Origin of the sequence: Rhodococcus sp. IEGM 27, assembly GCF_033142305.1 — a bacterium.
GTDB lineage: Bacteria > Actinomycetota > Actinomycetes > Mycobacteriales > Mycobacteriaceae > Rhodococcus_F > Rhodococcus_F oxybenzonivorans.
Window position 1 is genome coordinate 1 of the sequence record NZ_JAWLSG010000013.1, and the last position, 25,423, is coordinate 25,423.

The following is a 25,423-nucleotide window of genomic DNA, read 5'->3' on the forward strand; positions in this document are numbered from 1 at the left end:
CCGGGCGGTCCACCGGCCGTCCTCCTCGATCCGTTTCTTGTGCCGGTAGGCGGTGGCGCGGGAGATCCCGTGGTCGGTGCACCAGCGGGCGAAGTTCCCGTCGAACATGTCGGCGCCGGTGGTCTGGGAGACCACCAGCAGGGCGTGTAGCAGTTCCATGACGGCTTCCGTTCCGGTCATGAACCAAGTCCACGACCAGTCAGGTGCCTCACACCTCAATCGACAGCAGCGTGTCTCACATCTGGGTGGACATCATCTGTCTCACATGTCCCCAGACTCAACAAACCCCTCGCGGTTAAGAAGTACTCACAGGGGGACTTTCCTAAGAGAGTGTTAGGAACCCCCGCGGACCCTTCCGAATGTCTGTGACCTGCCCCACTGTGGTGGGAACGGAGAGATTCAGGACATCGGAAGGAGTCCGCGTGAGCACCACACAGACTGGTGAGCGCCGAGTGATCGGCAACGTCTTGAAAGGTTCGGTCGGCAATCTGATCGAGTGGTATGACTGGTACGTCTACGCGGCGTTCAGTGTGTACTTCGCGAAGGAGTTCTTCCCCGAGGGCGACACCACGGCCCAGTTGCTCTCGACAGCAGCTGTTTTCGCAGTCGGCTTCCTGATGCGGCCGATCGGCGGCTGGGTCATGGGGCGGTACGCCGACCGGCACGGCCGCCGCTCGGCGCTCACCTTGTCGGTGACCGTGATGGCGGCGGGCTCGCTCGTCATCGCACTCACGCCGTCGTACGACAGCGTCGGACTGGTGGCTCCGGTGCTCCTCGTGCTCGCCCGCATGCTCCAGGGATTGTCGGTCGGCGGTGAATACGCCACCAGCGCAACCTACCTCGCCGAGGTCGCCTCACCGGGTCGGCGCGGGTTCTATTCGAGCTTCCAGTACGTCACCCTCGTCGCCGGACAGCTGTTCGCGCTGGGTGTGCAGATCGTCCTGCAACTGCTGTTGCCTGCCGAGGCCATGCAGTCGTGGGGCTGGCGAATTCCGTTCGTCATCGGTGCGGCAGGTGCCGTCGCGGTGATGTGGCTGCGTCGCACGATGGACGAGTCCGAGGCTTTCACCGACGAGGTGGAGTCGAAGCGTGACACAGACACCACGGACGACGGGCCGAAGGAAGGTTCGCTCCGGATGCTGCTGCAGTATCCACGCGAGTGCCTGCTGGTCTGTGCCCTCACACTCGGTGGGTGTGTGGCGTTCTACACGTACACCACGTACATGCAGAAGTTCATGATCAACACCTCCGGTATCTCCAAGGACACGGTCGCATGGATCAACTTTGCGGCCCTGTTGGTCTTCATCGTGTTGCAGCCGCTCGGCGGAGCCCTGTCGGACCGCATCGGCCGCCGCAAGCTGCTCATCTTCTTCGGTGTCGGTGGAACCCTGCTGACGGTTCCGCTCATGACCGTGCTGGGAAACACGTCGAATCCGCTGGTTGCCTTCGGGCTGATGATGCTGGGTCTCACCGTCGTCACCGGATACACGTCGGTCAACGCGATCGTGAAGACCGAGCTGTTCCCGACCAAAGTCCGCGCGCTCGGAGTCGGACTGCCGTACGCCCTCACGCTGGCGATTTTCGGCGGCACGGTCGAGACCGTCGCCCTCGCCCTGAAACGGGCCGGTCACGAATCGCTCTTCTTCTACTATGTGACCGGATGCATCGCGATCTCGCTCGTCGTCTACGTCTTCATGCGGGAGACGTCGGAAGGTTCGCCGCTCGACCGGGCGAGCAGCCGGGCCGACAGCCCGGACGACGATGTCGAGCTGGTCCACTCGCGGGGCTGATCGAAGGGAACGGACAGTGCAGATCGCGGTGGTCGAGGACGACGACGGAGTCGGCGACGCACTCGTGGAGGCGCTGGCGAACCACGGCCACGACACGGTGCGCATGCGACGCGGGTCCGACCTCCTCCTCGGCCATCGCGGTATGGACGCGGTGATCCTCGATCTCGGTCTCCCCGATGCGGACGGCCTGCAGGTGCTTCGGCAGCTGCGGGCCGTCAGCGACGTTCCGGTCGTCATCCTCACCGCCCGCGACGACGAGCGTTCGGTGGTCCGCGGGTTGCGCGGCGGAGCGGACGACTACCTCGTCAAGCCGGCGCGTCTCGCGGAGTTGCTGGCCAGGCTCGACGTGGTGACCCAGCGCCGCCGAGCCGCAGAACGGCCGGCCTCGCAGCAGATCACCGAAGGCGACGTAGTGGTCGACCTGGCGGCACGCGAAGTGGAGGTCGCAGGCGAACCGATCGCGCTGACGACCAAAGAGTTCGAGCTTCTCGAGGTGCTCGTCACCCGGCCCGGCGCCGCCGTGAGCCGCCAGCAGCTGATGGACGCCGTGTGGGGCGACGCCTATGTGGCGATCTCACGCACCCTCGACGTGCACATGACCGGACTGCGAGCGAAACTGGCTCGGCCCGGCCTCATTTCGACTATCCGCGGGTACGGTTACCGCTGGGGTACCTGACGTGCGGCGACGGGTCCTCGCCGTCCTGCTGGTGTTCGCGACCCTCGCGGTGGTGGCGTTCGCGGTTCCCCTCGCTCTGGCCACCGGTGCCGGGAGAACGCAGGCCCTCCGGTTGAGCCGGGAAGCGGATGCGACACACTTCGCCAGCCTCGCCGGACAGACGCAGGCCACCGGCAGCGCTGCGTTGTTGCGGGAGGAGGTGGCGCGCTACCACGAGTTGTACGGCGAGGGAGTTCTCATCGTGGACGCTCGGGGTGGTGTCCGCGCCGGAGCGGGGCTGTCGCCGGCCGACCCGGGCGTGGGCGAGGCGATCACAGCCGGACTCCGAAATCAGAAGCAGGGCATCGGCGGTTCGCTGGCACCGTGGTCGGCGGACCGTGTCCTCTCGGCTGTCCCCGTCGGCACCGGAGCGCAGGTCGACGGCGCCGTCGTCCTCGAGGTGTCCACCCGAGCGGCGCGCGAGTCGATCCGGACGTCGTGGCTGGTGATCACCGCCGGGGCGCTCGCGGCGCTGGTGGCGGTGACCGCTGTGGCCATCGCGCTGTCGCGCTGGACCGTTCGTCCACTCGGCGCACTGACCGCCCGCGTCGGTGCCCTCGCGGACACAGTCCCGTCGCCGAAGCCGTGGACCCGTCGCGCTGCCGCCAACTCGGGGGGCCGCTACACCGGACCGCCGGAGGTGCAGGAACTCGCCCGGGCCTTCGACACCATGGCGGGTGCCGTTCAGGCTTCCGCCCACGCGCAGCGCCGACTCATCGCCGATACCGCGCATCAACTTCGGAACCCCCTGGCGGCATTGCATATTCGATTGGATTCCCTCGCCCCGCACATCCGCGAGGCGGGGGCGGAAACCTATCGCCGGACGACTATGGAAGTGGACCGCCTCGGCGGAATCCTCGACGGACTGCTGGCATTGGCAGTCGCCGAGTCACCCGCCGAGAACCCACACGGCGGCTGCGACGTCGGCGCAGTGGTCGCCGACCGGCTCGACGCGTGGGCGGAGGCGCTGGCGGAGTCGGGGATGGTCGCGACATCGGACGGTCCCGACGAACCCTTGTTCGCCGACTTCCGGTCCAGCCAGCTCGCTCAGATCCTCGACGTGCTGCTCAGCAACGCGCACACCTACGCGGGTTCCGGGTCGACGGTGCGAATCGACACGCGGAAGACGGAGTCCGGCATCCGTATCCGGGTGAGCGATGACGGCGTCGGGGTGTCCGAAGACGAGGTCGACAAGTTGTGCTCGCGCTTCTTTCGCGGGTCCGGATCCGGCGGGCCGGGCACCGGGCTGGGGTTGTCCATCGCCACCGCTCTCGCTGACAACGGTGGTGGTTCCCTCACGGTGGCGTCCGTGCAGCCGCACGGTCTCGAGGTAACCGTGACGCTGCCGGAATCGCCCGACGGCCCCGGGGAGGCGATGTGATCTCCCGGCGCGAACTGTTCCGCGCTCTCGCGGCCGCCTCAGTGGCCGCGGTGGCCGGCTCGGGCGTCGCCTGTTCCGGTGGCAGCCGTGAACAGCTGCGACTCGCCGCCGGTGAGGAAGGTGGATTCTTCTGGGAGTTCGCACAGCTGACCGCTGCTGCCGCGGCACGTGCCGACCTGGGTGTGACGATCGTCCCGCTGCGGACTGCCGGGTCCGTCGACAACCTCGCGGCGCTGGGGTCCGGGGAAGCAGAAGCTCGCCCTGAGCCTCGCCGACGCCGCGGTGACGGCCATGGACACTGCCGCGGTGACGGCCATGGACACTGCCGCGGTGTCGGCCAGAGATGCCGTCGCCGATTTCACCGCCATCGGCAGGGTGTACGAGAACTACATGCAGCTCGCGGTGCGCGCCGATTCCGGGATCGGGAACACGTCCCAACTTGCCGGAGCGCGAATAAGTTTGGGAGCGCGAGGATCAGGTGCCGAACTCACCGCTGAGCGGATTCTCGAGGTGCTGGGCCTCGGCCGTCCCGGCGACGTCACGCGCCTGCACCTGTCGATGACGGACGCGGGCCACGCTCTGCGCGACGGCAGCGTCGACGCCGTCCTGTGGGCAGGCGGAGTGCCCACACCATCGTTTGCGAACCTGGGTATCGCGCTGCGACTCCTCGATCTGTCCGCAGAACTAGAGTTGCTGCGACAACGGTTCGGCCCCCGCTACGAGTCCGTGCTCATTCCACCGGGCACGTACGGAAGTCAGACACCGGTCGCGACAATCGGTTTGGCCAACCTTCTCCTCGCCGGCCCCGCGGTGACCGACAACGCTGCCGGTGCACTCGTGGAAGTGTTGATCGACCATGCCGCGGAACTGGTGCCGGAACAGGCGACGGGCAGCCAGTTCCTCGATCGGCAGTCGCTGATCGTCACCGCCGGAGTGCCGTTGCACCCTGGTGCCGCCGCGGCGTACCGGAGACATCACGGCTGAGCCGGTCGATCACTGCACCTGGTCGATCACTGCACCTGGTCGGTCACTGCACCTGGTCGGTCACTGCACCTGGGCGACGACGAAGATGCGCCGGAACGGGAAGAACGTGCTCCCGTCCGGTTGCCGAGGGTACGCCGCGTCGAGCAGCGGGACGAGCTCGTCGCGGAAGCGGTCCCACTCCGGCGCCGCGAGGGCGTCCTTGACCGGGCGGAGCGCAGTGCCGGTGATCCATTCCAGAACCGGGTTCTCCCCGGTCAGCTGTTGCACGTACGTGGTCTCCCAGGCGTCGACGGTGCACCCGGCGTCGGCGAGTAAACAGGCGTAGTCGGTGGGATCGTCGACGACCTTGTTTTCCCGGAACGGCGCGTCCGGCAGCAACCGGGGCCATCGGCCGCTCGACGCGAGGTCTCGGACGACGGTATGCGAGGGCGCGTCGAAGTTGCCGGGAACCTGCACTGCGATCCACGCCCCCGACGTCAGTTGGGTCGCCCAGCGACGCAGCAGCTGCCGGTGTTCGGGCACCCACTGCAGGGCGGCGTTGGAGACGACGACGTCGGTGTCGGGCTTCGGCGTCCAGTCGCGCACGTCCTGCCTGTTCGCGTCGAGGCCGCGTTCACGCGCGGCCTCGACCATCTCGGGTGAGCTGTCGGAGGCCTCGAGGACGGCGTCTGGCCATCGTTCGGCGAGGCTGACGGTCAGGTTTCCCGGACCGCAGCCGAGGTCGACGACGCGGCGCGGTGACCGCGCGTCGACTCGGGACAGCAATTCGTAGAATGGGCGCCCGCGATGGTCCGCGAAGGCGAGGTACTTGTTCGGATCCCACATGTAGTCCTCCTCGCCCGGGACAGTACGCCCATACTGTTGGTCAGAGGCCCAGATCCTTGGCAATGATCGTCTTCATGACTTCGCTGGTGCCGCCGTAGATGCGGGATACCCGGGTGTCGGCGTAGAGGCGCGCGATGGGGTACTCGAGGACGTAACCGTATCCGCCGTGCAGTTGCAGGCACTTGTCGATCACCCGGCCCGCGGCCTCGGTGCAGAAAAGTTTGACCTTCGCCGCGTCGGGCACGGACAGTTCACCGGCGTCGTGGAGTTCGAGCGCGCGATCGGCCATCAGCTGGATTGCTTCGACCTCGGTGGCGCACTCGGCGAGCACGAATTTGGTGTTTTGGAATGCTGCCACCGGTTTTCCGAAGACGTTGCGTTCCTTGACGTAGGCGAGGGCGTGTTGCAACGCGGCCGCGGCGGTGGCCGACGCGCCGAGCGCGATGGTCAGCCGCTCCTGCGCCAGGTTGTGGGTGAGGTAGCTGAATCCGGCACCCTCCTCACCGAGCCGATCCTCGACCGGAACCTTGACGTCCGTGAACGACAACTCGGCGGTATCGGACGCCTTGAGGCCGATCTTCTCGATCTTTCGGCCCACCGCGAAACCCTCGGCGGCGGTGTCGACGACGAGAATGGACAGCCCCGCCCGGCGGTTCTCTTGCGTGCTGGGAGCGGTGCGGCACACCACGAGAATGCGGTCGGCGAGCGCGCCGCCGGTGATGAACGTCTTGGCGCCATTCAGCACGTAATGGCTGCCGTCCTCGGACAGCTTGGCAGAAGTCGCGATGTTGGCGAGATCGGAACCGGTACCGGGTTCGGTCATTGCGATGGCGAACATGATGTCGCCCGAAGCGAATCCCGGGAGCCAGCGCTGCTTCTGCTCATCGTTCGCGTATTCGAGCAGGTACGGCAGAATCAGATTGGTGTGCACCGAGAAGCTGCCGAACGTGACACCGGCCGCCGCCGTCTCCTCACCGACCACCGCGGAGAACTTGAAACTCTTCTCGCCGCCCCCGCCGTACTCCTCCGGCACCTGGATCCCCAGCACCCCGAGCTCGCCGAGCCGACGATAGAAATCACGCGGGGGATGTCCCTGTACCTCCCAATCATGGTGGACGGGAGCCACTTCCTTGGCGATGAAGTCGCGGATCGTCTTCCGGAACGCCTCGTGATCTTCGTTGAACACCGTACGCTGCACGGATCTCTCCTTCGATTTACAGTGCGTAACTACGCAGTACGCCCTTGCTGATGATCGTCTTCTGAATCTCGCTGGTGCCTTCGCCGATGAGCAGGAACGGTGCCTCACGCATGAGCCGCTCGATCTCGTACTCCTTCGAGTAACCGTAACCGCCGTGGATACGGAAGCTGGCCTGGGTGACCTCCGAGCAATACTCGCTGGTGAGGTACTTGGCCATGCCGGCGGCCACGTCGTTGCGCTCGCCGGAGTCCTTCAGTCGTGCGGCATTGACCATCATCAGATGCGCCGCTTCGACCTTCGTCGCCATCTCGGCGAGGCTGAACGCGATCGCCTGATGCTGCGCGATCGGCTTACCGAACGTACTGCGCTGCTGCGCATATCGGGCCGCCAACTCGAACGCGCGAATCGCCACACCGCACGCGCGCGCGGACACGTTGACCCGTCCGACCTCGATCCCGTCCATCATCTGGAAGAAGCCTCGACCCGGTGTGCCACCGAGGATGTCATCGGCCGCGGCGGTGTAGTTGTCGAACAGGAGCTCGGTGGTGTCGATGCCCTTGTACCCCATTTTGTCGATCTTCCCGGGGATGGTGATGCCCGGGACGACCTCACCGAATCCGGCGGGCTTCTCGATGAGGAATGCGGTCAGATTGTCGTGCTTCTTGGCGGCACCTTCCTCGGTACGAACCAGGGCGGCGACGAGGGTGGAGCTGCCACCGTTGGTCAGCCACATCTTCTGGCCGTTGATGACGTAGTTTCCGTCGGCGCCGCGCTTGGCCTTGGTGCGGATGGCGGCGACGTCGGAGCCGAGTTCCGGCTCGGACATCGAGAAGGCCCCGCGAACCTCACCCGTCGCCATCCGGGGCAGGTAATGCTCCTTCTGGGCATCGGTGCCGTGCTGACGCAGCATGTAGGCGACGATGAAGTGAGTGTTGATCACCCCGGAGACGCTCATCCAGCCCCGCGCGAGTTCCTCGACGCACAGGGCATAGGTGAGGAGGGATTCGCCGAGGCCGCCGTACTCCTCCGGGATCATCAGCCCGAACAGGCCCATGTCGCGCATCTTGTCGACGATGGCCTGCGGGTAGGTGTCGGAATGCTCGAGTTCCTGTGCGACGGGGATGACGTCGCGATCGACGAAGGTTCGCACGGTGTCGATGATCTCGGTCTGGAACTCGGTGAGGCCGAGAGTCTGGGCGAGGCGGCTCATAGGGGTCCTTCGAGTACGAGTTGTACCGAGCAGGGGAGTGCGGAACCGGGGCGCGGACGAGCGCCTCGGGAGCCGCGAGGTCGGATTTCAGCTTGCCCGACTTCCCGTGGAGCGGCTAGAGGCCTTCGGCTATCGGTCGGATAGCGCACTCCAATGCTTCTTGCATCTGCCTGTGACCTGCGGGGGCCCTGACCCATAGGTAGTGGCAGCCGGTGCGTTCGCCGAGTGCGTATTGATCGGGTGGGCCCGCATCCGTTGAATGGGCTTGACGCTGTGACCTGCACCACCCATTCTCCGAAGGGATCACCAGGTGACCCACTCCACCGCCACCCTCGACGCACCCGTCGACATCGGCTCCGAGTCCCGCCGCCGTGCGTGGGGCTTGACCGCCCTCCTCGTGTTGCTCTACGTCGTCAACTATGCCGACAAGGCTGTACTCGGCATCATCGCTCAACCGCTCGCCCAGGAGCTGGGACTGAGCTCCTCCCAGATCGGTCTGGTCGGGAGCTTGTTCTTCCTGACCTTCACGATCGGCGGATTCTTCGCAGGCGTGCTCAACCGATGGATGTCCCTGCGGTGGGCGCTCGTGCTACTCGCGCTGGCCTGGTCGGTGGCCATGCTGCCGCTCGTCGTCGCCGCAAGCTTCGTGGTGCTACTCGGCAGCCGACTACTCCTCGGCCTCGCCGAGGGCCCGAGCTCGGCGCTGCTGCACACCGGGGCGTACTCCTGGCACGCGCCCGCAAAACGCGGACTGCCCAGCGCGCTGCTGGCCGGCGCGGCATCCATCGCGAAGATCGCTGTTGCTCCGGCACTCGCATTCGTCACCGTCACGTTCGGCTGGCGCTACGCCCTGATCGCGCTGTCGGTGATCGGAGTCGTCTGGTGTGCCGTCTGGCTGACCGCGTGGTCCGAGGGTCCCTACATTCGCAGCGGCAAGAGCGCGACCACCGCTCCCGACGGTGACGCCGGTGAGCCCGCCGTACCGTGGAGTCGTATCTTCCGGACACGCACGTTCATCAGCGGCGCCCTCCTCGTCATGAGCGTGTACGCACTGGTCGCAGTGGTGCTCACCTGGCTGCCCTCCTACTTCGAGGTAGGCCTCGGCTACAGCCGCCTGCAGGCCGGATCGATGTTCGCCTTCCCGAGCATCGCGGGACTGATCCTGATGCTCCTCACCTCCGTGATCGGCGACCGCCTCCTGGTGCGCGGCTCGACGTCCCGAATCGTGCGGATCATCGTCCCGGCCGTCGGGGTGCTCATCTGCGGAGCGATCCTTCTTGCCCTGCCGTCCATCGACACCCCCGCCCTGGCCGTGCTCGTCGTGTCGGTCGGGTACGGTTTCGCCGCCTCGGTGTTCCCGCTGCTCAACTCCGCGATCTCCGAGATCTGCCCGCCGCGTCAGACGGCCGGCACGCTCGGGGTGTTCCTCGCGATCATGGCGGTCGGCGGCCTCGTCGCCCCGTATGCGACCGGCCTGATCGTCGACGCCGCCAGTTCGCCCGCCGCGGGCTACGCGACCGCGTTCCAAGCGCTCGGTCTGGTCGCCGCGGTATGCGCCGTCCTCGCGTTGATCCTGGCCAACCCTGAACGCGACAAGAAATTGGTTCGAGGCGACAGTGTGAGGAGCACGCGATGAATGATGCAGTAATTATCGACGCAGTCCGCACACCTATCGGCCGGCGCGGAGGGTCCCTTTCGGATATTCATCCGGCCGATGTGTCGGCCCACGTGCTCGAAGCCCTCGTTGCCCGTACCGGTCTTTCCCCGGACGAGGTCGGCGACGTCATCTGGGGTTGCGTCAGCCAGGCAGGCGAGCAGGCGGGCAACGTCGCCCGGACCGCGGTGCTCGCCGCCGGCTGGCCCGAGAAGGTGCCCGGCACCACGCTCACCCGGGCGTGTGGATCGAGCCAGCAGGCGGTGAGCTTCGCCGCCGCTACCGTGATCGCCGGCCACGAGGACATCGTCGTCGCCGGCGGTGTCGAATCGATGAGCCGCGTTCCGATGGGCAGTGCCAGCAAGAACGGCGAGCACTTCCCGGCAACCGTTCTCGACCGGTACGGCGTCGACGGCTTCAGCCAGGGCACCGGTGCAGAAATGGTGGCAGCGAAATGGGGATTGACTCGTCGGGTGCTCGACGAATACGCACTCCGCTCTCACGAACTCGCGGCGCGTGCCGCTGACCGCGGCGCCTTCGACGGGCAACTCGCACCGATACCCGGCGTGCTCGAGGGAGATGAGGGAATCCGCCGCGGTGGTTCGCTCGAGTCCCTCGCGAAACTGAAGACCGTGTTCAAGGACGACGGCGTGATCCACGCGGGCAACTCGTCGCAGATTTCCGACGGTGCCGGGGCGTTGTTGATCACCACGAGCGACAAGGCTGCGCAACTGGGACTGCGTCCGATGGCCCGGATACACACCAGCGCGGTGGTCGGTGACGACCCCGTCATCATGCTCACCGGTCCCATCGCAGCCACGGACAAAGCCCTCTCGCGGGCAGGACTGACCATCGAGGACATCGGCGCGTTCGAGGTCAACGAGGCCTTCGCTCCGGTTCCGCTGGCCTGGCAGGCGGAGACCGGTGCCGTCATGGACCGGCTGAACCCGGTCGGCGGCGCCATCGCCGTCGGGCACCCGCTCGGTGGATCGGGAGCGATCCTGATGACCCGGCTGGTCCATCACATGCGCGACAACGGCATCCGATACGGCCTCCAGACCATGTGTGAGGCAGGCGGACTCGCCAACGCCACCATTCTCGAACTTCTCTGAACCACCACTTTTCCGAAGGGACCCCACAGGCAATGGAACTCAAAGGCATCTCCACCGCGGTGACCGGCGGCGCGTCGGGACTCGGACTCGCCACCGCCCGCCGACTGGTGGACGCCGGGGCTCAGGTGACGCTCATCGACCTTCCCCACTCCGAGGGTGCGGCGGCGGCGAAAGAACTCGGCAGCGCAGCGCAATTCGCCGCGGCCGACATCACCGACCCCGAACAATTCGCCGCGGCCCTCGACGTCGCCGACGAACGAGGTGGACTGCGCGGCATCGTGCACTGCGCCGGCGCGGGACGACGAATGCGGATCCTGGACAACGACGGCAAGGCCGGCTCACTCGAGGATTTCGAGTTCGTGATTCGCCTCAACCTCGTCGGCTCGTTCAACGCTCTGCGGTTGGGAGCGGAACGAATCGCCCGCCACGACGAGATCGACGGCGAACGCGGCGCGATCGTGCTGACTGCCTCCGTGGCGGCATTCGAAGGTCAGATCGGCCAGATCAACTACACGGCGTCGAAGGCCGGAATCGTCGGAATGACCGTCACGGCGGCGCGGGATCTGGCCAGCCGAAACATCCGGGTGTGCACCATCGCCCCGGGAATCATGGACACCCCGCTCCTCGCGCGCCTGCGCGAAGACGTGCGGGCGTCACTCGAGAAATCCGTACCCAGCCCGTCGCGGCTGGGCAAGCCGAGTGAGTTCGGGCAACTCGCCTGCTCGATCCTCGAGAACGGCTACCTCAACGGTGAGACCATCCGCCTCGACGGTGCCATCCGCATGGCACCCCGCTGACCAGTGAGGACCCACGTGAACAAGCCGGTACTGCACTACCCGGAACTGACCATGGCGGCCTTTCCTCCCAGCATGGCGGGCCTATACGGAGACCGGGCCGCGGTGGTCGACGGCGACACGGTGTGCACCTACCGTGAACTCGACCAGCGATCGGGTGCATTCGCGTCCGCGTTGCGGGACGCGGGCGTGACCGAACGTGACGTGGTGCTCCTGCACCTCGGCAACTGCATCGAGTTCGTGGTCGCGTACTACGGCGCCCTGCGGGCCGGCGCAACCGTCACCCTGGTCAACCCGCTGCAACCCGTGCCGGGACTCCGCACACAGATCGTGGACACGGGTGCGGTCGCGGCCGTGACCCAGCCCGGGCAACTGGACAACCTCATCGCGGCTGCCGACGGCACCACCGTCCGCACGATCGTGGTGGCTGGACTGCCCGCCGGGCAAGGTCGCGGACAGCTCGGATTCGACGAGTTCGTCCGCGGGTACGTCGCCGCACCGTTCCCTTCGACGGTGACCGGAGACGACGTGGCCCACCTCGCCTACACGGGCGGCACCACCGGCCTGTCGAAAGGTGTTCGGGTACTGCACCGCAACGTCCTCGCCAACGTGATCCAGATGGTCGCCTGGCGAGCGGGACACGCGGTGCGTGCCACCGCTGACGGTGGGATCGAGTTGCGGCCTCTCGAGGAACTGGGGGATCGCGGTGTGGAACCCGGGGTAGGGGCGACGGTCGTCGTGTCGCCGCTGTTCCATGCCCACGCCCTGATCAACATGTCGTTCCTGCTGCTCTGCGGGGCGACTCAGGTGTTCGCCGGCCGGTTCGAACCCGGCAGGATGCTGGAACTGATCGAGCAGCACCGTGCAACCTACATCACGGGAAGCCCGGCAATGTGGCATGCGGTCGCCACTCATCCCGACGCAGCGACCCGGAACACCGATTCGGTGCGCGTCGTCTCCTCCGGTGCGGCCCCGATCGACCACGTCACACTCGAGGCACTCGGCCGCGCGTTTCCGTCGGCGAAAGTGGTCGAAGGGTACGGGTTGACCGAAGGCACCTGTCTCGTCGCGTCCGCGCCGCTGACCGGAGCCGACGCCTACAAGCTCGGGAGTGTGGGTCTGCCGGTGTTCGACACCGAAGTGCAGATCCGTGCAGCCGACGATTCCGGGGCCGTACTCGATGCCCATACCCGCGGCAAGCTGTGGGTCCGCGGCCCGCAGGTCACCGACGGTTACCTGAATCAGCCCGAGATCACCGCTCAGCAATACGTCGACGGCTGGCTCGATACCGGTGACATCGCGTACGTCGACGAGGACGGTTACCTGTTCATCTGCGACCGCACCAAGGACATGCTGATCTACAAGGGCTACAACGTGTATCCGCGTGAGCTCGAGGAGATTTTGGTCTCCCACCCGGACGTCTCCTCCGCTGCCGTCGTCGGCAGAGAGGCCGGCAGCGTCGGTCAGGAGCCGGTGGCGTTCGTCGTCCCGATGCCGGGGGCGGCGGTCGATCCGGATGCGGTGTCGGCGTTCGTGGCCGAGCGGGTGCTGCCGTACAAGAAGGTGCGTGACGTGGTGGTTGTGGAACAGTTGCCGACGTCGGCGGCGGGAAAGATCCTCAAGACGACTCTGCGGAAGTTGCTCGAGGTCGCAGCTACCTAGAGAACCACGAAAGCTACCGGCCCCCAACGCTCTCAGCGGTGGGGGCCGGTTGCTATTCCTTCAGTGTTGCGCGCGCTTGACCAGGCCTCGTCCGATGATGAGCCGCTGGATCTCGCTGGTGCCCTCGTAGAGGCGCAGGAGACGGACGTCACGGTATATGCGTTCGACGGGGACGTCCCGCATGTACCCGGTGCCACCGTGGATCTGCACCGCCAGGTCGGCGACCTTACCCACCATTTCCGTGCAGAAAAGCTTGGCGACCGACGGCGCGATGCGCCGGTCCTCACCGGACACCCACGCCCGGGCGGCGTCCCGGACGAGTGCCCGCCCCGCCATCACACCGGTCTGCTGATCGGCGATCATGGCCTGCACCAGCTGAAAGTCGCCGATCGCGCTGCCGCCCTGGGTAGCGGTGGCGGCGTACGCCACCGACTCGTCGAGTGCGCGCTGGGCCGCCCCCACCGACAGCGCGGCGATGTGCACCCGGCCGCGCGCCAGCGACGTCATCGCGGCACGGTAGCCGACGTCCTCGCTTCCCCCGACGAGAGCTGAGTCAGGCACGCGCACATCGGTGAAATGCACGTCCGCGGTCCAGGCACCTTCCTGGCCCATCTTGCGGTCCTTAGCGCCTACCTGCACTCCGTCGGCGTCGGCGGGAACGAGGAACACGGCGATGCCGGTGCCGTCCGCGTCTGCGGGGCGGGTGCGGGCGAACACGACGAACAGGTCCGCGAGTGGCGCATTGGTGATGAATCGCTTCTCGCCGTTGATGATCCAGCCGTCGCCGGTCCGCGTCGATTTGGTGCGCAGTCCCGCGGGGTCCGAGCCTGCGCCCGGTTCGGTGAGCGCGAACGACGCCACCACCTCGCCCGACGCGATGCGCTCGAGCCACGTCTTTTTCTGCTCGTCCGTGCCGAACGCCACCAGCACCTGCCCCGCGATGCCGTTGTTGGTACCGAACATCGAGCGCAGGGACAGCGACGTGTAACCGAACTCCATCGCCAGTTCCACATCCTGCGTCAGGTCCAAGCCGAGTCCGCCCCACTCCTGTGGGATCGCGTACCCGAACAGTCCCATCGCTTTGGCGGCCTCGCGAATGTCGTCGGGGATCGCGTCGGCATCCATGATCTCCTGCTCGCGGGGAACCACAGCGGAGCGAACGAAACTGCGCGTCTGGGCGAGGATGTCCTGAAAATCGTCGTCGCCGACCTGAGATGTGGTCATGGAATCACCGGCCTGCAAAGTTGTCATGAAGTCACTGTCGGATGGTAGTCGCCGCATGTCCAATACGAATCGGACCACGCCGCCATAGGAGATCCCGATGATTTCGACCCGTCCAGGAGGGTTCTGCGCCGATATATTCGGCTGGTGCCGGAAACCCCCGAGTGGCGGGAGGGCACTCGTCATGTCGAAAGGACTTCCATGGAACTGCTCGCCAACCGCACCGCCGTCGTCACCGGAGGCGCCCAGGGTATCGGCTTCGAAATTGCCCGGACCTTCGTCGAGGCCGGCGCCCGCGTGGTGATCGGTGACCTCGACCTCGACGCCGCCACGGCAGCGGCCGACAAGCTCGGTGGCGCGGACGTCGCCCACGCCGTCCGATGCAACGTGGTGCACGCCGAGCAGGTCGACGAGATGCTGGGCGCAGCGGTCCAACGCTTCGGCTCGCTCGACGTGATGGTCAACAACGCCGGCATCACTCGCGACGCGACCATGCGCACCATGACCGAAAACGACTTCGACCTGGTCATCGACGTGCACCTGAAGGGCACCTGGAACGGGACGCGCAAGGCGGCCGCCATCATGCGGGAGGCCAAGCGCGGCGCCATCGTCAATATCTCCTCGCTGTCCGGCAAGGTCGGCATGGTGGGGCAGACGAACTACTCGGCGGCAAAGGCGGGCATCGTCGGGCTCAGCAAAGCTGCGGCCAAGGAGCTGGCCCATCACGGTGTCCGGGTCAATGCGATCGCGCCGGGACTCATCAGGTCGGCCATGACCGAGGCCATGCCGCAGAAGGCGTGGGACCAGAAGATGAGCGAAATCCCGATGGGGCGTGCGGGCGAGGCCGGCGAGGTAGCGAACGTTGCCCTGTTCCTCGCCTCCGACCTCTCGTCGTACATGACCGGCACGGTCCTCGAAGTCACCGGTGGACGCTTCATGTGACGCGCACCGAACCCTCCCGACATTTCCCCGAAAGGCCATCATGCGTGAAGTCGTCATCTGCGAACCCGTCCGCACTCCCATCGGACGGTACGGCGGCATGTTCCAGTCCCTCACCGCCGTCGATCTCGGTGTCGCTGCCCTGAAAGGACTACTCGACCGCACCGGCGTCGAGCCGTCCGACATCGAAGACGTCGTCCTCGGCCACTGCAACGCGAACAGTGAGGCGCCTGCGATCGGCCGTGTGATAGCCCTGGATTCGGGGCTGCCGATCACAGTGCCCGGCATGCACATCGACCGCAGATGCGGATCCGGTCTGCAGGCCGTCATCCAGGCGGCAATGCAAGTGGCGGCCGGTGACAACGAGCTCGTGGTAGCCGGGGGCACCGAATCGATGAGCAACGCGTCCTTCTATTCCACCGATATACGTTGGGGTGGAGCACGATCCGGTGTGCAGATGCACGACAGTCTCGTGCGCGCCCGGTCCACCGCGGGCGGCCGCTTCTACCCGGTTCCCGGGGGCATGATCGAGACGGCGGAGAACCTCCGTCGCGAATACGGCATCTCACGCACCGAGCAGGACGAGCTCGCGGTGTCTTCGCACACCAGAGCCGTCACGGCGCAGAAGAACGGCATCCTCGCCGAAGAAATTGTGCCGGTCACCGTGCGCAGCCGCGCCGGTGAGCAGGTGATCGACACCGACGAGCATCCTCGTCCCGACATCTCACTCGAATCGCTGGCTGCCCTGAAACCGATTCTGGGCAACACCGATCCGGAATCCACTGTCACCGCGGGCAACGCCAGCGGACAGAATGACGCTGCAGCAATGTGTCTCGTCACCACGATGCAGACCGCGGAACGGCTCGGTCTGCGTCCGCTCGTGCGCATGGTGTCCTGGGGCGCGGCCGGTGTCGCACCGAAAATCATGGGCATCGGCCCGGTCCCGGCCACCGAGGTCGCGCTGCGCAAGGCCGGGCTCACCCTCTCCGACATCGACCTGATCGAACTCAACGAGGCGTTCGCGGCGCAAGCGCTGGCCGTGATGCGCGAATGGGATTTCGGCGCCGCGGATCTGGATCGCACCAATGTCCACGGTTCCGGAATCTCCCTCGGTCATCCTGTCGGTGCCACGGGGGTACGGATGCTGGCGAGCCTGGCCCGGGAGCTCGATCGCCGTGACGCGCGGTACGGGCTCGAGACGATGTGCATCGGTGGTGGGCAGGGCCTGGCCGCAGTGTTCGAACGAGTGGCGTAGAAGGCTAATCGCTCTGTGGGCCGGTGGCACGCGCGCGGATGAGTTCGACGAACGCGCGTCCCACGGGCGACAGCGTTTCCGGATCGAAGGCGATCCCGAATCTCCGGGCGAATCTCGGTTCCACTTCGCGCACGATCGCGCGGTCGCGGGCTGACTCCGCGATCGACCTCTCCACCAGGGTGCCGCCGATTCCGGCCAGTACCAAGGGAAGCCGCGCCTCCCGGTGATCGGACAACACGGCCAGGGGCGGCCGTGCCCCTGCGTGACGAATCGCTTCTTCGATTTCGTCGGCGAGGGAGTGACCGCGGGGCACGAACACCATGGGTACCTTGGGAAGTGCGGACAGCGGGACCGGTCCGTCCGGGACCTCGGTGTCGGCGGGATACACGAGCCAGTACTCCTGCTCACCCAGCTCCACCACGTCGAGGCCGTCTTCGTCGAGGGGCAGATGTGCGACGACGAACTCGCAGTGCCCGTCCTCGATCAGGGAGGCGGCCTGTGCTTCGGATTTCAGCTCACCGAACCGCACCGCCACTTTCGGGTAGGCCCGCCGGAACTCGGCGACCAGGTCGACGAGCGGGCCGAGGACCAGGGCGGGAAACGCCATCATGTCGAGGCGGCCGGCGAGTTCTCCGTCGGCGGTGGCCAGTAGATCCTCGACGGCGGTGACGTCGCGCAGGATCTGGCGGCTCGGGCCCACCATGCTTCGTCCGGCGGCGCTGAGAACCATGCCCCGGCCGATGCGATGGAACAGTTGCACGCCCAGTTCCCGCTCGAGACCCCGCAATGCCTGGGAGATAGTCGGCTGGGCGACGCCCAGCGATGCGGCGGCACCGCCTATGCCCTCGTGCTCGACGACGGCGAGGAAGTACTCGACCTGACGTAACTCCATGTGCTCAGCCCCTTGCCGACGTGTCGTGTGCGCTCGCGACGAACGCTGCGGCCGCCGGCGAACTCGGTCCGGAGCGCTGCACCAGGCCGACGGGGCGGGTCAACCGCGGTGACAACGACCGGATCGTCACACCGCGCAGTTCCTGTTCGGCGACGACACGGGGAAGGACGGTCGCGCCGGCCCCGCGCTGGACCAGGTCCCAGGTGGCGCTCGGATGCGAGCAGTCGACGACGACGTTGTCCGTGTTTTCCCCGAGAAGTTCGAAAATCAGCGCCGCGTCACTCTTGTCACCCAGATCCTGAATCAACGGGACCTGGCGCAGGGCAGAGCGGGGTACGGGGTCGGGAAGGGCGGCTGCGAGCTGGTCGGGCACGGCAAGCACCAGCTCCTGCTCGCCGATCGGGACCGACAGCAGAGCACTGTGATCCACGGACAGGTCGATCACCCCGAGCTCCGCCTCACCGCGTCGCAACGCCCCGAGGACGCCGGTAGGGCCGTCGCTGTCGATGATGCGGACCGTGATCCGCGGATACTGCCGGCGGAATCGGCGGACCAGTCCGACGATCGGGTCGATCGAGAACGCCGAGTACGTGACCACGTCGACCCGGCCGGATTCGAGTTCACGGACCGCCGCCACCTTCGCCTTCGCCCGTTCGACATCGGTGAGAATGCGCCGCGCCGCCACGTCCAGTGTCCGGCCCGCCTCGGTCAGCTCGAGCCGTCGGCCCGTGCGATCGAACAGGGTTACCCCGAGGCGACGTTCGAGAGTGCGAATGGCCTGCGACAGCGACGGTTGGGAAATGTACAGGGACTGCGCCGCCCTGGTGATTCCGCCGTGATCGACTACCGCGACGAAATAGGTGACGAGATGCAGGTCCACCCGGTCATCGTACGGAAGCCGTGGTCGCGCCCGGCACCACCCATTCACCGGTGAACGCGGGAGGGCGTTTCAGGGCGAACGCCCGGAAGGCGTCCGGCGCATCGGTTGCGAAGTTGACGGCCTGCGCTCGCGCCTCGTTCTCCAGCGCCTCGCGCAGCGACGAGGACGACCCCTGTTCGAGGAGCCGGGCCGACTGGGTCACCGCGACGGGCGGTCCGGCGGCGAGCCTGCGCGCGAGGTCCTGCGTGACCGTTTCGAGTTCGGCTGGCTCCGCCAGCACCGATACCAGTCCGAGAGCGTGGGCCTCTGCGGCGTCGACCATCTCGGCGAGCATGACCAGGCGCTTGGCCTGGTGTAGCCCCACGAGCCGGGGAAGCACCCACGACCCGCCGAAGTCGACCGACAGTCCCCGTTTCGCGAAGATTTGACTGAACTTCGCCGTCGTGGAGGCCACCACGAGGTCGCAGAGCAGGGCGAGATTCCACCCGGCACCCACGGCGTAACCCTCCACCTGGGCGATCACCGGCTTCGGAAATTCGGCAAGGGTCGCGGCGACCGAATTGATCGTCCGCATCCGGTCGAGAGGATGCTGCCCGGTCCGTCGTTCGACGTCGGCGCCCGTGCAGAAGTTGCCGCCCGCACCGGTGACGATGACGGCACGTATCTGGCGCTCCGCTTCGAGCACACGCAGAGCGTCCTCGAACTCGACGAACGCGTCCAGCGTCAGAGCGTTCATGCGGGCAGGCCGATTCAGGGTCACGGTGGCCACAGCGCCGTCGCGGGTCACCGATACCGTGTCCCCGCTCATCGGCCGGACCACACGGGTGACCGCTTCTCGGCGAACGCCCGCGCACCTTCCTGCGCATCCTCGGATGCGAACACCGGGTCGAGGTACTGCCGCTGCGCGACAAACGCGTCGGGGTCGGTGTATCGGGCAGCCATCGCGACTACCTGCTTGGTGGCCCGGACCGCCAGGGGACCGTTGGCGGCGACGCGGGCGGCCAGCGCGCGTGCGGTGGGAAGTGCGTCGCCGGGTTCGGTGAGGTGGTTGACGAGGCCGTGCGCGTGGGCCGCTTCCGCCGTGAGCGGGTCGCCGGTGATTGCCATCTCCATGGCGATCGGGTAGGGCAGCACCTTGGGTAGGCGCAGCAATCCGCCTGCGGCTGCGGCCAATCCGCGCTTCACCTCGGGAATTCCGAACTTGGCGTCCCTCGCCGCGACGATGATGTCGGCCGATAACGCCAGCTCGCACCCGCCGGCCAGAGCCCAACCCTCCACGGCGGCGATCAGTGGCTTCGTCGGCGGGGCTTCGGTGAGCCCACCGAAGCCCCGCCCGGGCAGCGACGGGCGTTCGCCGCGGGAGAAGGCCTTGAGATCCATTCCGGCGCAAAATGTCCCGCCGGCGCCGGTGAGAATGGCGATGGTGAGGTCGGGGCGCGCTTCGAACTCGTCGACGGCGGCGGCGAGGGCCTTGGCGACCTCGAGGTCGACGGCGTTCTTCGCTTCCGGGCGGTTGAGGGTGATGACGGCGACGCCGTCGGCGAAATCGGTGAGAACCACGTTCATGGGTGTCCTTCTACGGTGTCGGGGTAATGGGAAGTGTCCAGCGTTCCGGATGGCCGCCGAGCGAGCGGATGTGTCCGCGGTCGGCGAGTACCAGCAGGTGGGCATGCGTTTCGCGAACCGCGAGACGCAGGAGACGGTCGGACATGGAATCGAACGGGCGCGACCACGACACGTTCGTCGAGATCTCCCACGCCGTCGACTCGGGGCGGTCACGGAGGGCGGCGACAATTTCCGCGAACCGCTCCTCGTGGTGACTCATCAGCTGCTGCGCCCGGTCGGCGATGCCGCGGAACCGGTACTCGTGGGCCGGGAGCACCAGTCCGTCCGGCATGGTGGTGGTGGCGTGCAGCGAGAGCAGGTAGCGGTGCAACGGGTTGTCCAGCTCGCCGGGGATTGTCGAGATGTTGGGGCTGATGCGGGGAAGCATGTGGTCGCCGCTGAACAGCAGTCCGTGGCGTTCGTCCACGAAGGTCAGATGGCCCGGAGTGTGGCCCGGTGTCCAGACCGCCTGCAGATCCCAGCCGGGCAGGTTCAGCGGAGCGCCGTCGTCGAGCACCACGTCGATGTACTCGCCGGGACCGAATCGGACCAGATCGACACGGGCGGCGGAGCGAACCTCGACGGGGGCACCGAGTCGGTCGAGCTGAAGTTCCCACGTCCGTTCGTCGGCGGTGTCGTCGTCCGGGGTGCGGTGGCCGAGCAGTGTGGCGTCCGCAGCGTGCATCGCGAGGGCGGCGCCGCTCACCTCCCGCAGTCTCGGTGCGAGACCGAAGTGATCGGGGTGCAGATGGGTGACGGCGGCATACCGGACGTCGGTGACGTGGTGACCCGTCTGTGCGATACCGTCGCAGAGAGCCAGCCAGGACTCCTCGGAGTCCCAGCCGACGTCGATCAGCGCGAGACCGTCGGGGAGAGCCAGCGCATAGATCAGTACGTAGCGCAACGGGTTCCGGGGCATCGGCACCGGAATCGACCACAACCCCGGGCGCACGCTCTCGACCGGTGGCAGCACCCCGCGGGCCCACGCCTCGCGCTGAACGGTGCCGACCTCTTCGGTGACGATCACGACGGCACCACCTCCGCCGTACTGAGGTTTTCGCGTAACGTGCGCTTGAGTACCTTGCCGCCGGCGTTGCGTGGCAGCGCCGTCACGAAGTGGATGTGCCGCGGTTTCTTGTACGACGCGAGCCGCCCGGCGCTGAAGGCGAGAAGTTCGGCGACGGTCGGGTCCGCATCCTCGGCTACCCGGATCACGGCGGTGACGGCTTCACCCCACGTCCGGTCGGGAACACCGATCACGGCGACCTCCGCCACCGCGGGATGCTCGGCCAGCACCGACTCGACCTCGATCGGATACACGTTCTCACCCCCGGTAATGATCATGTCTTTCACCCGGTCGGTGACGAACAGATATCCGTCGGCGTCGAGATGCCCGATGTCGCCGGTGCGCAAGAAACCGTCGGGAGTGAAGAGTCGCGCTGTCTCGTCCGGGCGGTGCCAATACCCGGCGACGTTGTTGCGGGAGCGGCACACTATTTCGCCGGACACCCCGGCAGGGAGATCGGCGCCGGTGGCGATGTCCCGGATCGCCAGCTCGACGCCCGGCATCGGCGTGCCGGCGGAACGCAGCAGGTAGGCACGGTCACCGGCCGGATCGTGGTCCTCGGCGGTGAGTGCCGTGACCGATCCCGTCGTCTCCGTCATCCCGTACCGCTGCACGAAGGCACAGCCGAACCGGTCGATGGCGCGGCGCAACAGGGTGGGGGTGATCGGCGCCGAACCGTACGCGATCAGTTGGAGACTGGACAGGTCGCGCTCGCTCAGCCCCGGCAGGTCCAGCAGCATCTGAATCGCCGAGGGGACCAGGAACGCATGGGTGATGCGGTGTCGTTCGACGAGTTCGGCGACGTGGCGCGCGTCGAAGGCGCCGAGGAGAACCACGTGCACTCCCGCGGACAGGCTGGTGCTCAGCCACCCGGCCCCGGCGATGTGGAACAACGGGAGGGCGTCGAGGGCCACCGAGTCGGTGCGCCACCGGTAGATCCGCAGCGCCTCGGGCTCGTTGTGGAGATTACGGTGCGTCGCGACCACACCTTTCGGTGCGCCGGTGGTGCCCGACGTATACAGCTGAAGCAACTCCGCGTCCGGATCGTCGCCCAGCCCCGGGTCGGTGTCGCTGCCCGAAGCGGCGAGCCGATCCCACGTCCACACCCCGGGCAGGATTCCCTCCGACACGTCGTCGACGAGTACGACGACCAGACCGGGGAGTGCTTCGCGTACTACTTCGGCCGTCTCCGCGAACTCGGCCTCGACGATCAGCACCTCGAGCGCCGCGTCGACGGCGATCGCGGCAGCCTCGGCGGCGGGCAGGCGCCAATTCAGCGGCACGAACACGAGCCCGGACTTGGCGGCGGCGACGAAGCACTCCGCGCCCTCGAGGCGCATCCGCAGCAACGCCCCGACACGTGCACCGGTACCGGATGCCAACGACGACAGCGCTGCCGCGATGCGAGTCGTCCGCCGGTCGAACTCCGCGAACGTGAGGGTGGTGTTTCCCCACGTCACCGCCGGCGCGTCGGGGCGTTCGGCGGCATGGTGCCGGACGCGTTGGGGAAGATGCAGCCCATTCACAAATGCTCTCCTCGAAGACTGGGGGACCCGACGCCCGGTACCACGTCCCGCCAGTCGACCACCCCGCCGAGCCGGTGACAAAGACGCGTGACCGCACGGACACTTAGCGATCGCCTATGTATGCGCACATGGGCGCGGTCAGGCCGTTTGTAGACTGGCCGAGTGGCTCCCACTCCTGCGCTGAACCCCGAGGACGTTCAGCGCGCTGCGGCGGCGCTGCACAGCCCCGACATCGAGGGGTGGGCGAACCGCTTCGAATTGTTGTCGGACGGCAACCGCCTCCGGTTGCTGCTGTGCCTGCACCACGCGCCGGGGATCTGTGTCGGTGACCTCGCGGCAGCGCTCGAGATGAGCGGTACCGCCGTCTCGCACGCACTGCGGCTGCTGCGCCACCAAGGCTGGGTATCGGCCACGCGCGACGGCCGCTCGATGCGCTATCGGCTCTCGGACGACACCGTGCACCAGTTGCTGCACGCGATCGGCGCCACGCACTATCACGATCACCCGGAATCGAAATCGGAACGGTGAAGTCCCACATGGAGAACGACCCCGGAACGCTGCCACTCGACGGAATCACCGTCGTCGCTCTCGAGCAAGCTGTGGCCGCTCCCCTCGCCACCCGTCATCTGGCGGACATGGGCGCGCGGGTGATCAAGGTGGAGCGCGTCGGGGAAGGCGACTTCGCACGCAACTACGACGACGCCGTCTTCGGCGAGGCCTCACATTTCGTCTGGTTGAACCGAGGGAAGGAATCGTTCTGTGTCGACCTCAAATCCGAGGTGGGGCGGGATGCTGTCCTGAGGTTGATCGCGAGTGCCGACGTGTTCGTGCAGAACCTGGCGCCCGATGCGGCGAGCAGACTCGGTTTCGGGACCGAGGCGTTGCGCGCGGAACACACCGCGCTGATCGTGGCGAACATGTCGGGTTACGGGACAGCGGGACCGAGGCGGGAACGCAAGGCGTACGACATGCTGGTGCAGGCCGAAACCGGCATGATCTCCGTGACCGGAACACCCGAGACGGCCACCAAGACCGGAGTGCCGGTGTCCGACATCGCGGCGGGAATGTATGCGCTGACGTCGATCCTGAGTGCGCTGTTCCGACGTGAACGAACCGGGGTGGGCGCGCAAATCGACGTGTCGATGTTCGACGCGACCGCGGAGTGGCTGGGCCACCCGATGTACATGAAGATGTACGCCGACCGGCAGATCCCTCGTGTCGGACTCGGACACGCCGCCATCGTTCCGTACGACGCGTACCCCACCCTTGACGGCAACATCTTGATCGGGGTCCAGAACGATCGGGGGTGGCGGCAGTTGGTCACCGAGGTCTTCGCGCGACCCGAACTCGCCGATCATCCCCGCTATGCGACCAACATGCTGCGGGTCCAGCATCGCGAAGAGGTGGACGCCCTCGTCGCCGAGGAGACGAAGAAGTTCACCCGCGCGGCCCTCGATCAGGCACTGGCGGATGCAGGAATTCCGGCAGCGGAGCTGAACGATATGAGCGGATTGATAGACCATCCGCAGTTGAAGGAACGTGACCGCTGGCGTCAGGTCGGCAGCGAGGTGGGACAGATCAGCGCAGTGCTGCCACCGATGACATTCGCCGACGTGGAGATGCGGATGGGTGACATCCCGGCTCTCGGCGAGCACACCGATCACGTCCTCGGTGAGCTGGGGTGCTCGGCTGCGGATATCGCAGCGATGCGGAAGGCAGGCGTCGTCGGCTGACGTGGTAGGGCCTCCGAGTCCTGACTATCGGCGATGAGTCGCTGATCAACCCGGTAAGTCAAAGTAGCATTAGTGCTACCATGAGGCTGTGGAGAGTCTCGGGTTGAAGGAACTGCGCCAGCACGCCAGTGACTACGTCAAACGTGCCGAAGCCGGGGAGACGATGCTGATCACGGTCGCCGGCAGGCCGAGCGCAATCCTCGGCCCGGCCGGGCGGAAGACGTGGTGTGCCTTCGACGAGGTCGCCGACATCTTCCAGACGGATACCGATCCGACGTGGGAAGCCGACCTCAATCTGATCGACGATCCGATCGCGGACCCCTGGGCATCCCGGTGAGGACTGTGCTCGATACGAGCATCCTCATCGTGAACGATGTCCCGCCCATTGACGGGGAGGTCGCGATCAGTGCCGTGAGCCTGGCCGAATTGCACTTCGGACTCCTGGTCGCGACCACCGCGCTGCAGCGTGCTCAGAGGTTGCAGCGACTGATCGCCGTGGAACGCAAATTCGAACCCCTACCCGTCGACGCCGGTGTCGCTCGAAGCTACGGGCAGTTGGCCGCAGCGGTGCGAGCATACGGCCGCAAACCTCCGCCCCGAGCCCTCGATCTGATGATCGCCGCCACCGCGCACGCGAACAACGCCCGACTCGTGACACGCAACGCCGACGACCTTCGCGGCATCGAACACCTGCTGGATGTCGCCACACTCTGACGACACCGTGTGACCGGTAAAGCGAATTCGTATTTTGTACAGACGGGCTCGTAAAAGTTGATGTCGCGGGCTGGCGGCATCGCCACACTGCCTCGCATACCTGTACCGAACCTGGCCGTATCGGCGCGGCGATCACGACTCTGAAACCGACCGCTGCAGTGAGCCCGTCGCCGGTAGACGATCCCTCACCGGTTGACGATCGGGCGCTGTCAGGGCGCGCTATGTGACAGCTTCGAGCTGATCGGCACGTCTCCGGAAGCGGGGCGT

23 protein-coding genes and 2 pseudogenes are annotated in these 25,423 nt (G+C 66.7%); 14 read left to right on the plus strand and 11 right to left on the minus strand.

Annotation, left to right across the window (positions count from 1 at the left end):
* Positions 1 to 180: pseudogene (locus tag R4P95_RS29070) on the minus strand (hypothetical protein); the annotation flags it as partial.
* A 242-nt stretch (positions 181 to 422) separates the two neighbouring features.
* On the opposite strand from R4P95_RS29070, the gene R4P95_RS29075 reads away from it, so the two are divergent.
* From R4P95_RS29075 to R4P95_RS29090, 4 genes and pseudogenes are all read left to right on the plus strand, one after another.
* On the plus strand, positions 423 to 1,790 hold the full coding sequence (locus R4P95_RS29075; protein WP_317747360.1) for an MFS transporter: 1,368 nt from the start codon (positions 423 to 425) through the stop codon (positions 1,788 to 1,790).
* A gap of 16 nt (positions 1,791 to 1,806) precedes the next feature.
* On the plus strand, positions 1,807 to 2,466 hold the full coding sequence (locus R4P95_RS29080) for a response regulator transcription factor (RefSeq protein WP_159923734.1): 660 nt from the start codon (positions 1,807 to 1,809) through the stop codon (positions 2,464 to 2,466).
* 1 nt (position 2,467) lies between these two features.
* The gene (locus R4P95_RS29085; RefSeq protein ID WP_317747359.1) at positions 2,468 to 3,886 is read left to right on the plus strand and encodes a HAMP domain-containing sensor histidine kinase; all 1,419 of its coding nucleotides are present in this window, start codon (positions 2,468 to 2,470) and stop codon (positions 3,884 to 3,886) included.
* Positions 3,883 to 4,870: pseudogene (locus R4P95_RS29090) on the plus strand (TAXI family TRAP transporter solute-binding subunit). The gene R4P95_RS29085 and the pseudogene R4P95_RS29090 overlap by 4 nt, the downstream one beginning before the upstream one ends.
* A gap of 60 nt (positions 4,871 to 4,930) precedes the next feature.
* On the opposite strand, the gene R4P95_RS29095 reads toward R4P95_RS29090, so the two are convergent.
* From R4P95_RS29095 to R4P95_RS29105, 3 genes are read right to left on the minus strand one after another with little or no spacing between them, the layout of a single operon-like run.
* Entirely contained in the window at positions 4,931 to 5,695 is a 765-nt protein-coding gene (locus R4P95_RS29095; RefSeq protein WP_317747358.1) for a trans-aconitate 2-methyltransferase, read from the minus strand.
* 40 nt (positions 5,696 to 5,735) lie between these two features.
* Entirely contained in the window at positions 5,736 to 6,893 is a 1,158-nt protein-coding gene (locus tag R4P95_RS29100; protein ID WP_317747357.1) for an acyl-CoA dehydrogenase family protein, read from the minus strand.
* Positions 6,894 to 6,909: 16 nt separating this feature from the next.
* Positions 6,910 to 8,103 (minus strand): acyl-CoA dehydrogenase family protein, encoded by a 1,194-nt coding sequence (locus tag R4P95_RS29105; protein ID WP_109333691.1) that lies wholly within the window; start codon positions 8,101 to 8,103, stop codon positions 6,910 to 6,912.
* A gap of 310 nt (positions 8,104 to 8,413) precedes the next feature.
* Between R4P95_RS29105 and R4P95_RS29110 the strand changes: the two genes are divergently transcribed.
* The 4 genes from R4P95_RS29110 to R4P95_RS29125 are packed head-to-tail and all read left to right on the plus strand — an operon-like array spanning position 8,414 to position 13,325.
* On the plus strand, positions 8,414 to 9,739 hold the full coding sequence (locus tag R4P95_RS29110; protein WP_213576259.1) for an MFS transporter: 1,326 nt from the start codon (positions 8,414 to 8,416) through the stop codon (positions 9,737 to 9,739).
* On the plus strand, positions 9,736 to 10,869 hold the full coding sequence (locus R4P95_RS29115; RefSeq protein WP_317747356.1) for a thiolase family protein: 1,134 nt from the start codon (positions 9,736 to 9,738) through the stop codon (positions 10,867 to 10,869). Before R4P95_RS29110 ends, R4P95_RS29115 begins: the two co-directional genes overlap by 4 nt.
* 32 nt (positions 10,870 to 10,901) lie before the next feature.
* The gene (locus R4P95_RS29120) at positions 10,902 to 11,666 is read left to right on the plus strand and encodes an SDR family NAD(P)-dependent oxidoreductase (RefSeq protein ID WP_109333685.1); all 765 of its coding nucleotides are present in this window, start codon (positions 10,902 to 10,904) and stop codon (positions 11,664 to 11,666) included.
* Between the two features lie 51 nt (positions 11,667 to 11,717).
* The gene (locus R4P95_RS29125) at positions 11,718 to 13,325 is read left to right on the plus strand and encodes a class I adenylate-forming enzyme family protein (RefSeq protein WP_317747364.1); all 1,608 of its coding nucleotides are present in this window, start codon (positions 11,718 to 11,720) and stop codon (positions 13,323 to 13,325) included.
* Between the two features lie 60 nt (positions 13,326 to 13,385).
* On the opposite strand, the gene R4P95_RS29130 is transcribed toward R4P95_RS29125, so the two are convergent.
* Positions 13,386 to 14,549 carry an acyl-CoA dehydrogenase family protein gene (locus R4P95_RS29130; RefSeq protein WP_317747363.1) on the minus strand — a complete coding sequence of 388 codons (1,164 nt, stop codon included), beginning with the start codon at positions 14,547 to 14,549 and terminating at the stop codon, positions 13,386 to 13,388.
* A gap of 198 nt (positions 14,550 to 14,747) precedes the next feature.
* Between R4P95_RS29130 and fabG the strand changes: the two genes are divergently transcribed.
* Together fabG and R4P95_RS29140 are read left to right on the plus strand one after the other, a co-directional pair.
* A complete protein-coding gene (gene fabG / locus R4P95_RS29135; RefSeq protein ID WP_208960314.1) occupies positions 14,748 to 15,488 on the plus strand; it encodes a 3-oxoacyl-ACP reductase FabG in 741 nt (246 codons plus the stop codon).
* A 40-nt stretch (positions 15,489 to 15,528) separates the two neighbouring features.
* On the plus strand, positions 15,529 to 16,740 hold the full coding sequence (locus R4P95_RS29140; protein WP_317747355.1) for an acetyl-CoA C-acetyltransferase: 1,212 nt from the start codon (positions 15,529 to 15,531) through the stop codon (positions 16,738 to 16,740).
* 4 nt (positions 16,741 to 16,744) lie between these two features.
* Here the strand turns inward: R4P95_RS29140 and R4P95_RS29145 are convergent, their stop codons facing one another.
* The 6 genes from R4P95_RS29145 to R4P95_RS29170 are packed head-to-tail and all read right to left on the minus strand — an operon-like array spanning position 16,745 to position 22,709.
* Positions 16,745 to 17,632, minus strand: a complete 888-nt coding sequence (locus R4P95_RS29145; protein WP_213576262.1) for a LysR family transcriptional regulator — start codon at positions 17,630 to 17,632, stop codon at positions 16,745 to 16,747.
* Between the two features lie 4 nt (positions 17,633 to 17,636).
* Positions 17,637 to 18,512, minus strand: coding sequence for a LysR family transcriptional regulator (locus tag R4P95_RS29150; RefSeq protein ID WP_213576263.1), 876 nt, complete (start codon positions 18,510 to 18,512; stop codon positions 17,637 to 17,639).
* A 4-nt stretch (positions 18,513 to 18,516) separates the two neighbouring features.
* Positions 18,517 to 19,320: an enoyl-CoA hydratase/isomerase family protein gene (locus R4P95_RS29155; RefSeq protein ID WP_317747354.1), complete on the minus strand. Its 804-nt coding sequence runs from the start codon at positions 19,318 to 19,320 to the stop codon at positions 18,517 to 18,519.
* Complete coding sequence (locus R4P95_RS29160) at positions 19,317 to 20,078, minus strand: crotonase/enoyl-CoA hydratase family protein (RefSeq protein ID WP_317747353.1); 762 nt, start codon at positions 20,076 to 20,078, stop codon at positions 19,317 to 19,319. Before R4P95_RS29160 ends, R4P95_RS29155 begins: the two co-directional genes overlap by 4 nt.
* 10 nt (positions 20,079 to 20,088) lie before the next feature.
* Entirely contained in the window at positions 20,089 to 21,144 is a 1,056-nt protein-coding gene (locus tag R4P95_RS29165; RefSeq protein ID WP_317747352.1) for an MBL fold metallo-hydrolase, read from the minus strand.
* Entirely contained in the window at positions 21,141 to 22,709 is a 1,569-nt protein-coding gene (locus R4P95_RS29170) for a long-chain-fatty-acid--CoA ligase (protein ID WP_317747351.1), read from the minus strand. The genes R4P95_RS29165 and R4P95_RS29170 overlap by 4 nt, the downstream gene beginning before the upstream one ends.
* 162 nt (positions 22,710 to 22,871) lie before the next feature.
* Between R4P95_RS29170 and R4P95_RS29175 the strand changes: the two genes are divergently transcribed.
* The 4 genes from R4P95_RS29175 to R4P95_RS29190 all read left to right on the plus strand — a co-directional run bounded on the left by R4P95_RS29175 (position 22,872) and on the right by R4P95_RS29190 (position 25,156).
* Complete coding sequence (locus tag R4P95_RS29175; protein ID WP_213576268.1) at positions 22,872 to 23,237, plus strand: ArsR/SmtB family transcription factor; 366 nt, start codon at positions 22,872 to 22,874, stop codon at positions 23,235 to 23,237.
* An 8-nt stretch (positions 23,238 to 23,245) separates the two neighbouring features.
* Entirely contained in the window at positions 23,246 to 24,442 is a 1,197-nt protein-coding gene (locus tag R4P95_RS29180; RefSeq protein ID WP_317747350.1) for a CaiB/BaiF CoA-transferase family protein, read from the plus strand.
* A gap of 88 nt (positions 24,443 to 24,530) precedes the next feature.
* On the plus strand, positions 24,531 to 24,779 hold the full coding sequence (locus tag R4P95_RS29185) for a type II toxin-antitoxin system prevent-host-death family antitoxin (RefSeq protein WP_317747349.1): 249 nt from the start codon (positions 24,531 to 24,533) through the stop codon (positions 24,777 to 24,779).
* Between the two features lie 5 nt (positions 24,780 to 24,784).
* A complete protein-coding gene (locus tag R4P95_RS29190; protein ID WP_397517824.1) occupies positions 24,785 to 25,156 on the plus strand; it encodes a type II toxin-antitoxin system VapC family toxin in 372 nt (123 codons plus the stop codon).
* Positions 25,157 to 25,423: the final 267 nt, after the last annotated feature.

Bases quoted from the DNA above. Each gene is read 5' to 3' on its own strand.
- R4P95_RS29115 (WP_317747356.1), top strand. From the start codon at position 9,736: ATGAATGATGCAGTAATTATCGACGCAGTCCGCACACCTATCGGCCGG.
- R4P95_RS29095 (WP_317747358.1), bottom strand. From the start codon at position 5,695: ATGTGGGATCCGAACAAGTACCTCGCCTTCGCGGACCATCGCGGGCGC.
- R4P95_RS29130 (WP_317747363.1), bottom strand. From the start codon at position 14,549: ATGACCACATCTCAGGTCGGCGACGACGATTTTCAGGACATCCTCGCC.
- fabG (WP_208960314.1), top strand. From the start codon at position 14,748: ATGGAACTGCTCGCCAACCGCACCGCCGTCGTCACCGGAGGCGCCCAG.
- R4P95_RS29145 (WP_213576262.1), bottom strand. From the start codon at position 17,632: ATGGAGTTACGTCAGGTCGAGTACTTCCTCGCCGTCGTCGAGCACGAG.
- R4P95_RS29120 (WP_109333685.1), top strand. From the start codon at position 10,902: ATGGAACTCAAAGGCATCTCCACCGCGGTGACCGGCGGCGCGTCGGGA.
- R4P95_RS29180 (WP_317747350.1), top strand. From the start codon at position 23,246: ATGGAGAACGACCCCGGAACGCTGCCACTCGACGGAATCACCGTCGTC.
- R4P95_RS29125 (WP_317747364.1), top strand. From the start codon at position 11,718: ATGGCGGCCTTTCCTCCCAGCATGGCGGGCCTATACGGAGACCGGGCC.
- R4P95_RS29105 (WP_109333691.1), bottom strand. From the start codon at position 8,103: ATGAGCCGCCTCGCCCAGACTCTCGGCCTCACCGAGTTCCAGACCGAG.
- R4P95_RS29155 (WP_317747354.1), bottom strand. From the start codon at position 19,320: ATGAGCGGGGACACGGTATCGGTGACCCGCGACGGCGCTGTGGCCACC.
- R4P95_RS29140 (WP_317747355.1), top strand. From the start codon at position 15,529: ATGCGTGAAGTCGTCATCTGCGAACCCGTCCGCACTCCCATCGGACGG.
- R4P95_RS29160 (WP_317747353.1), bottom strand. From the start codon at position 20,078: ATGAACGTGGTTCTCACCGATTTCGCCGACGGCGTCGCCGTCATCACC.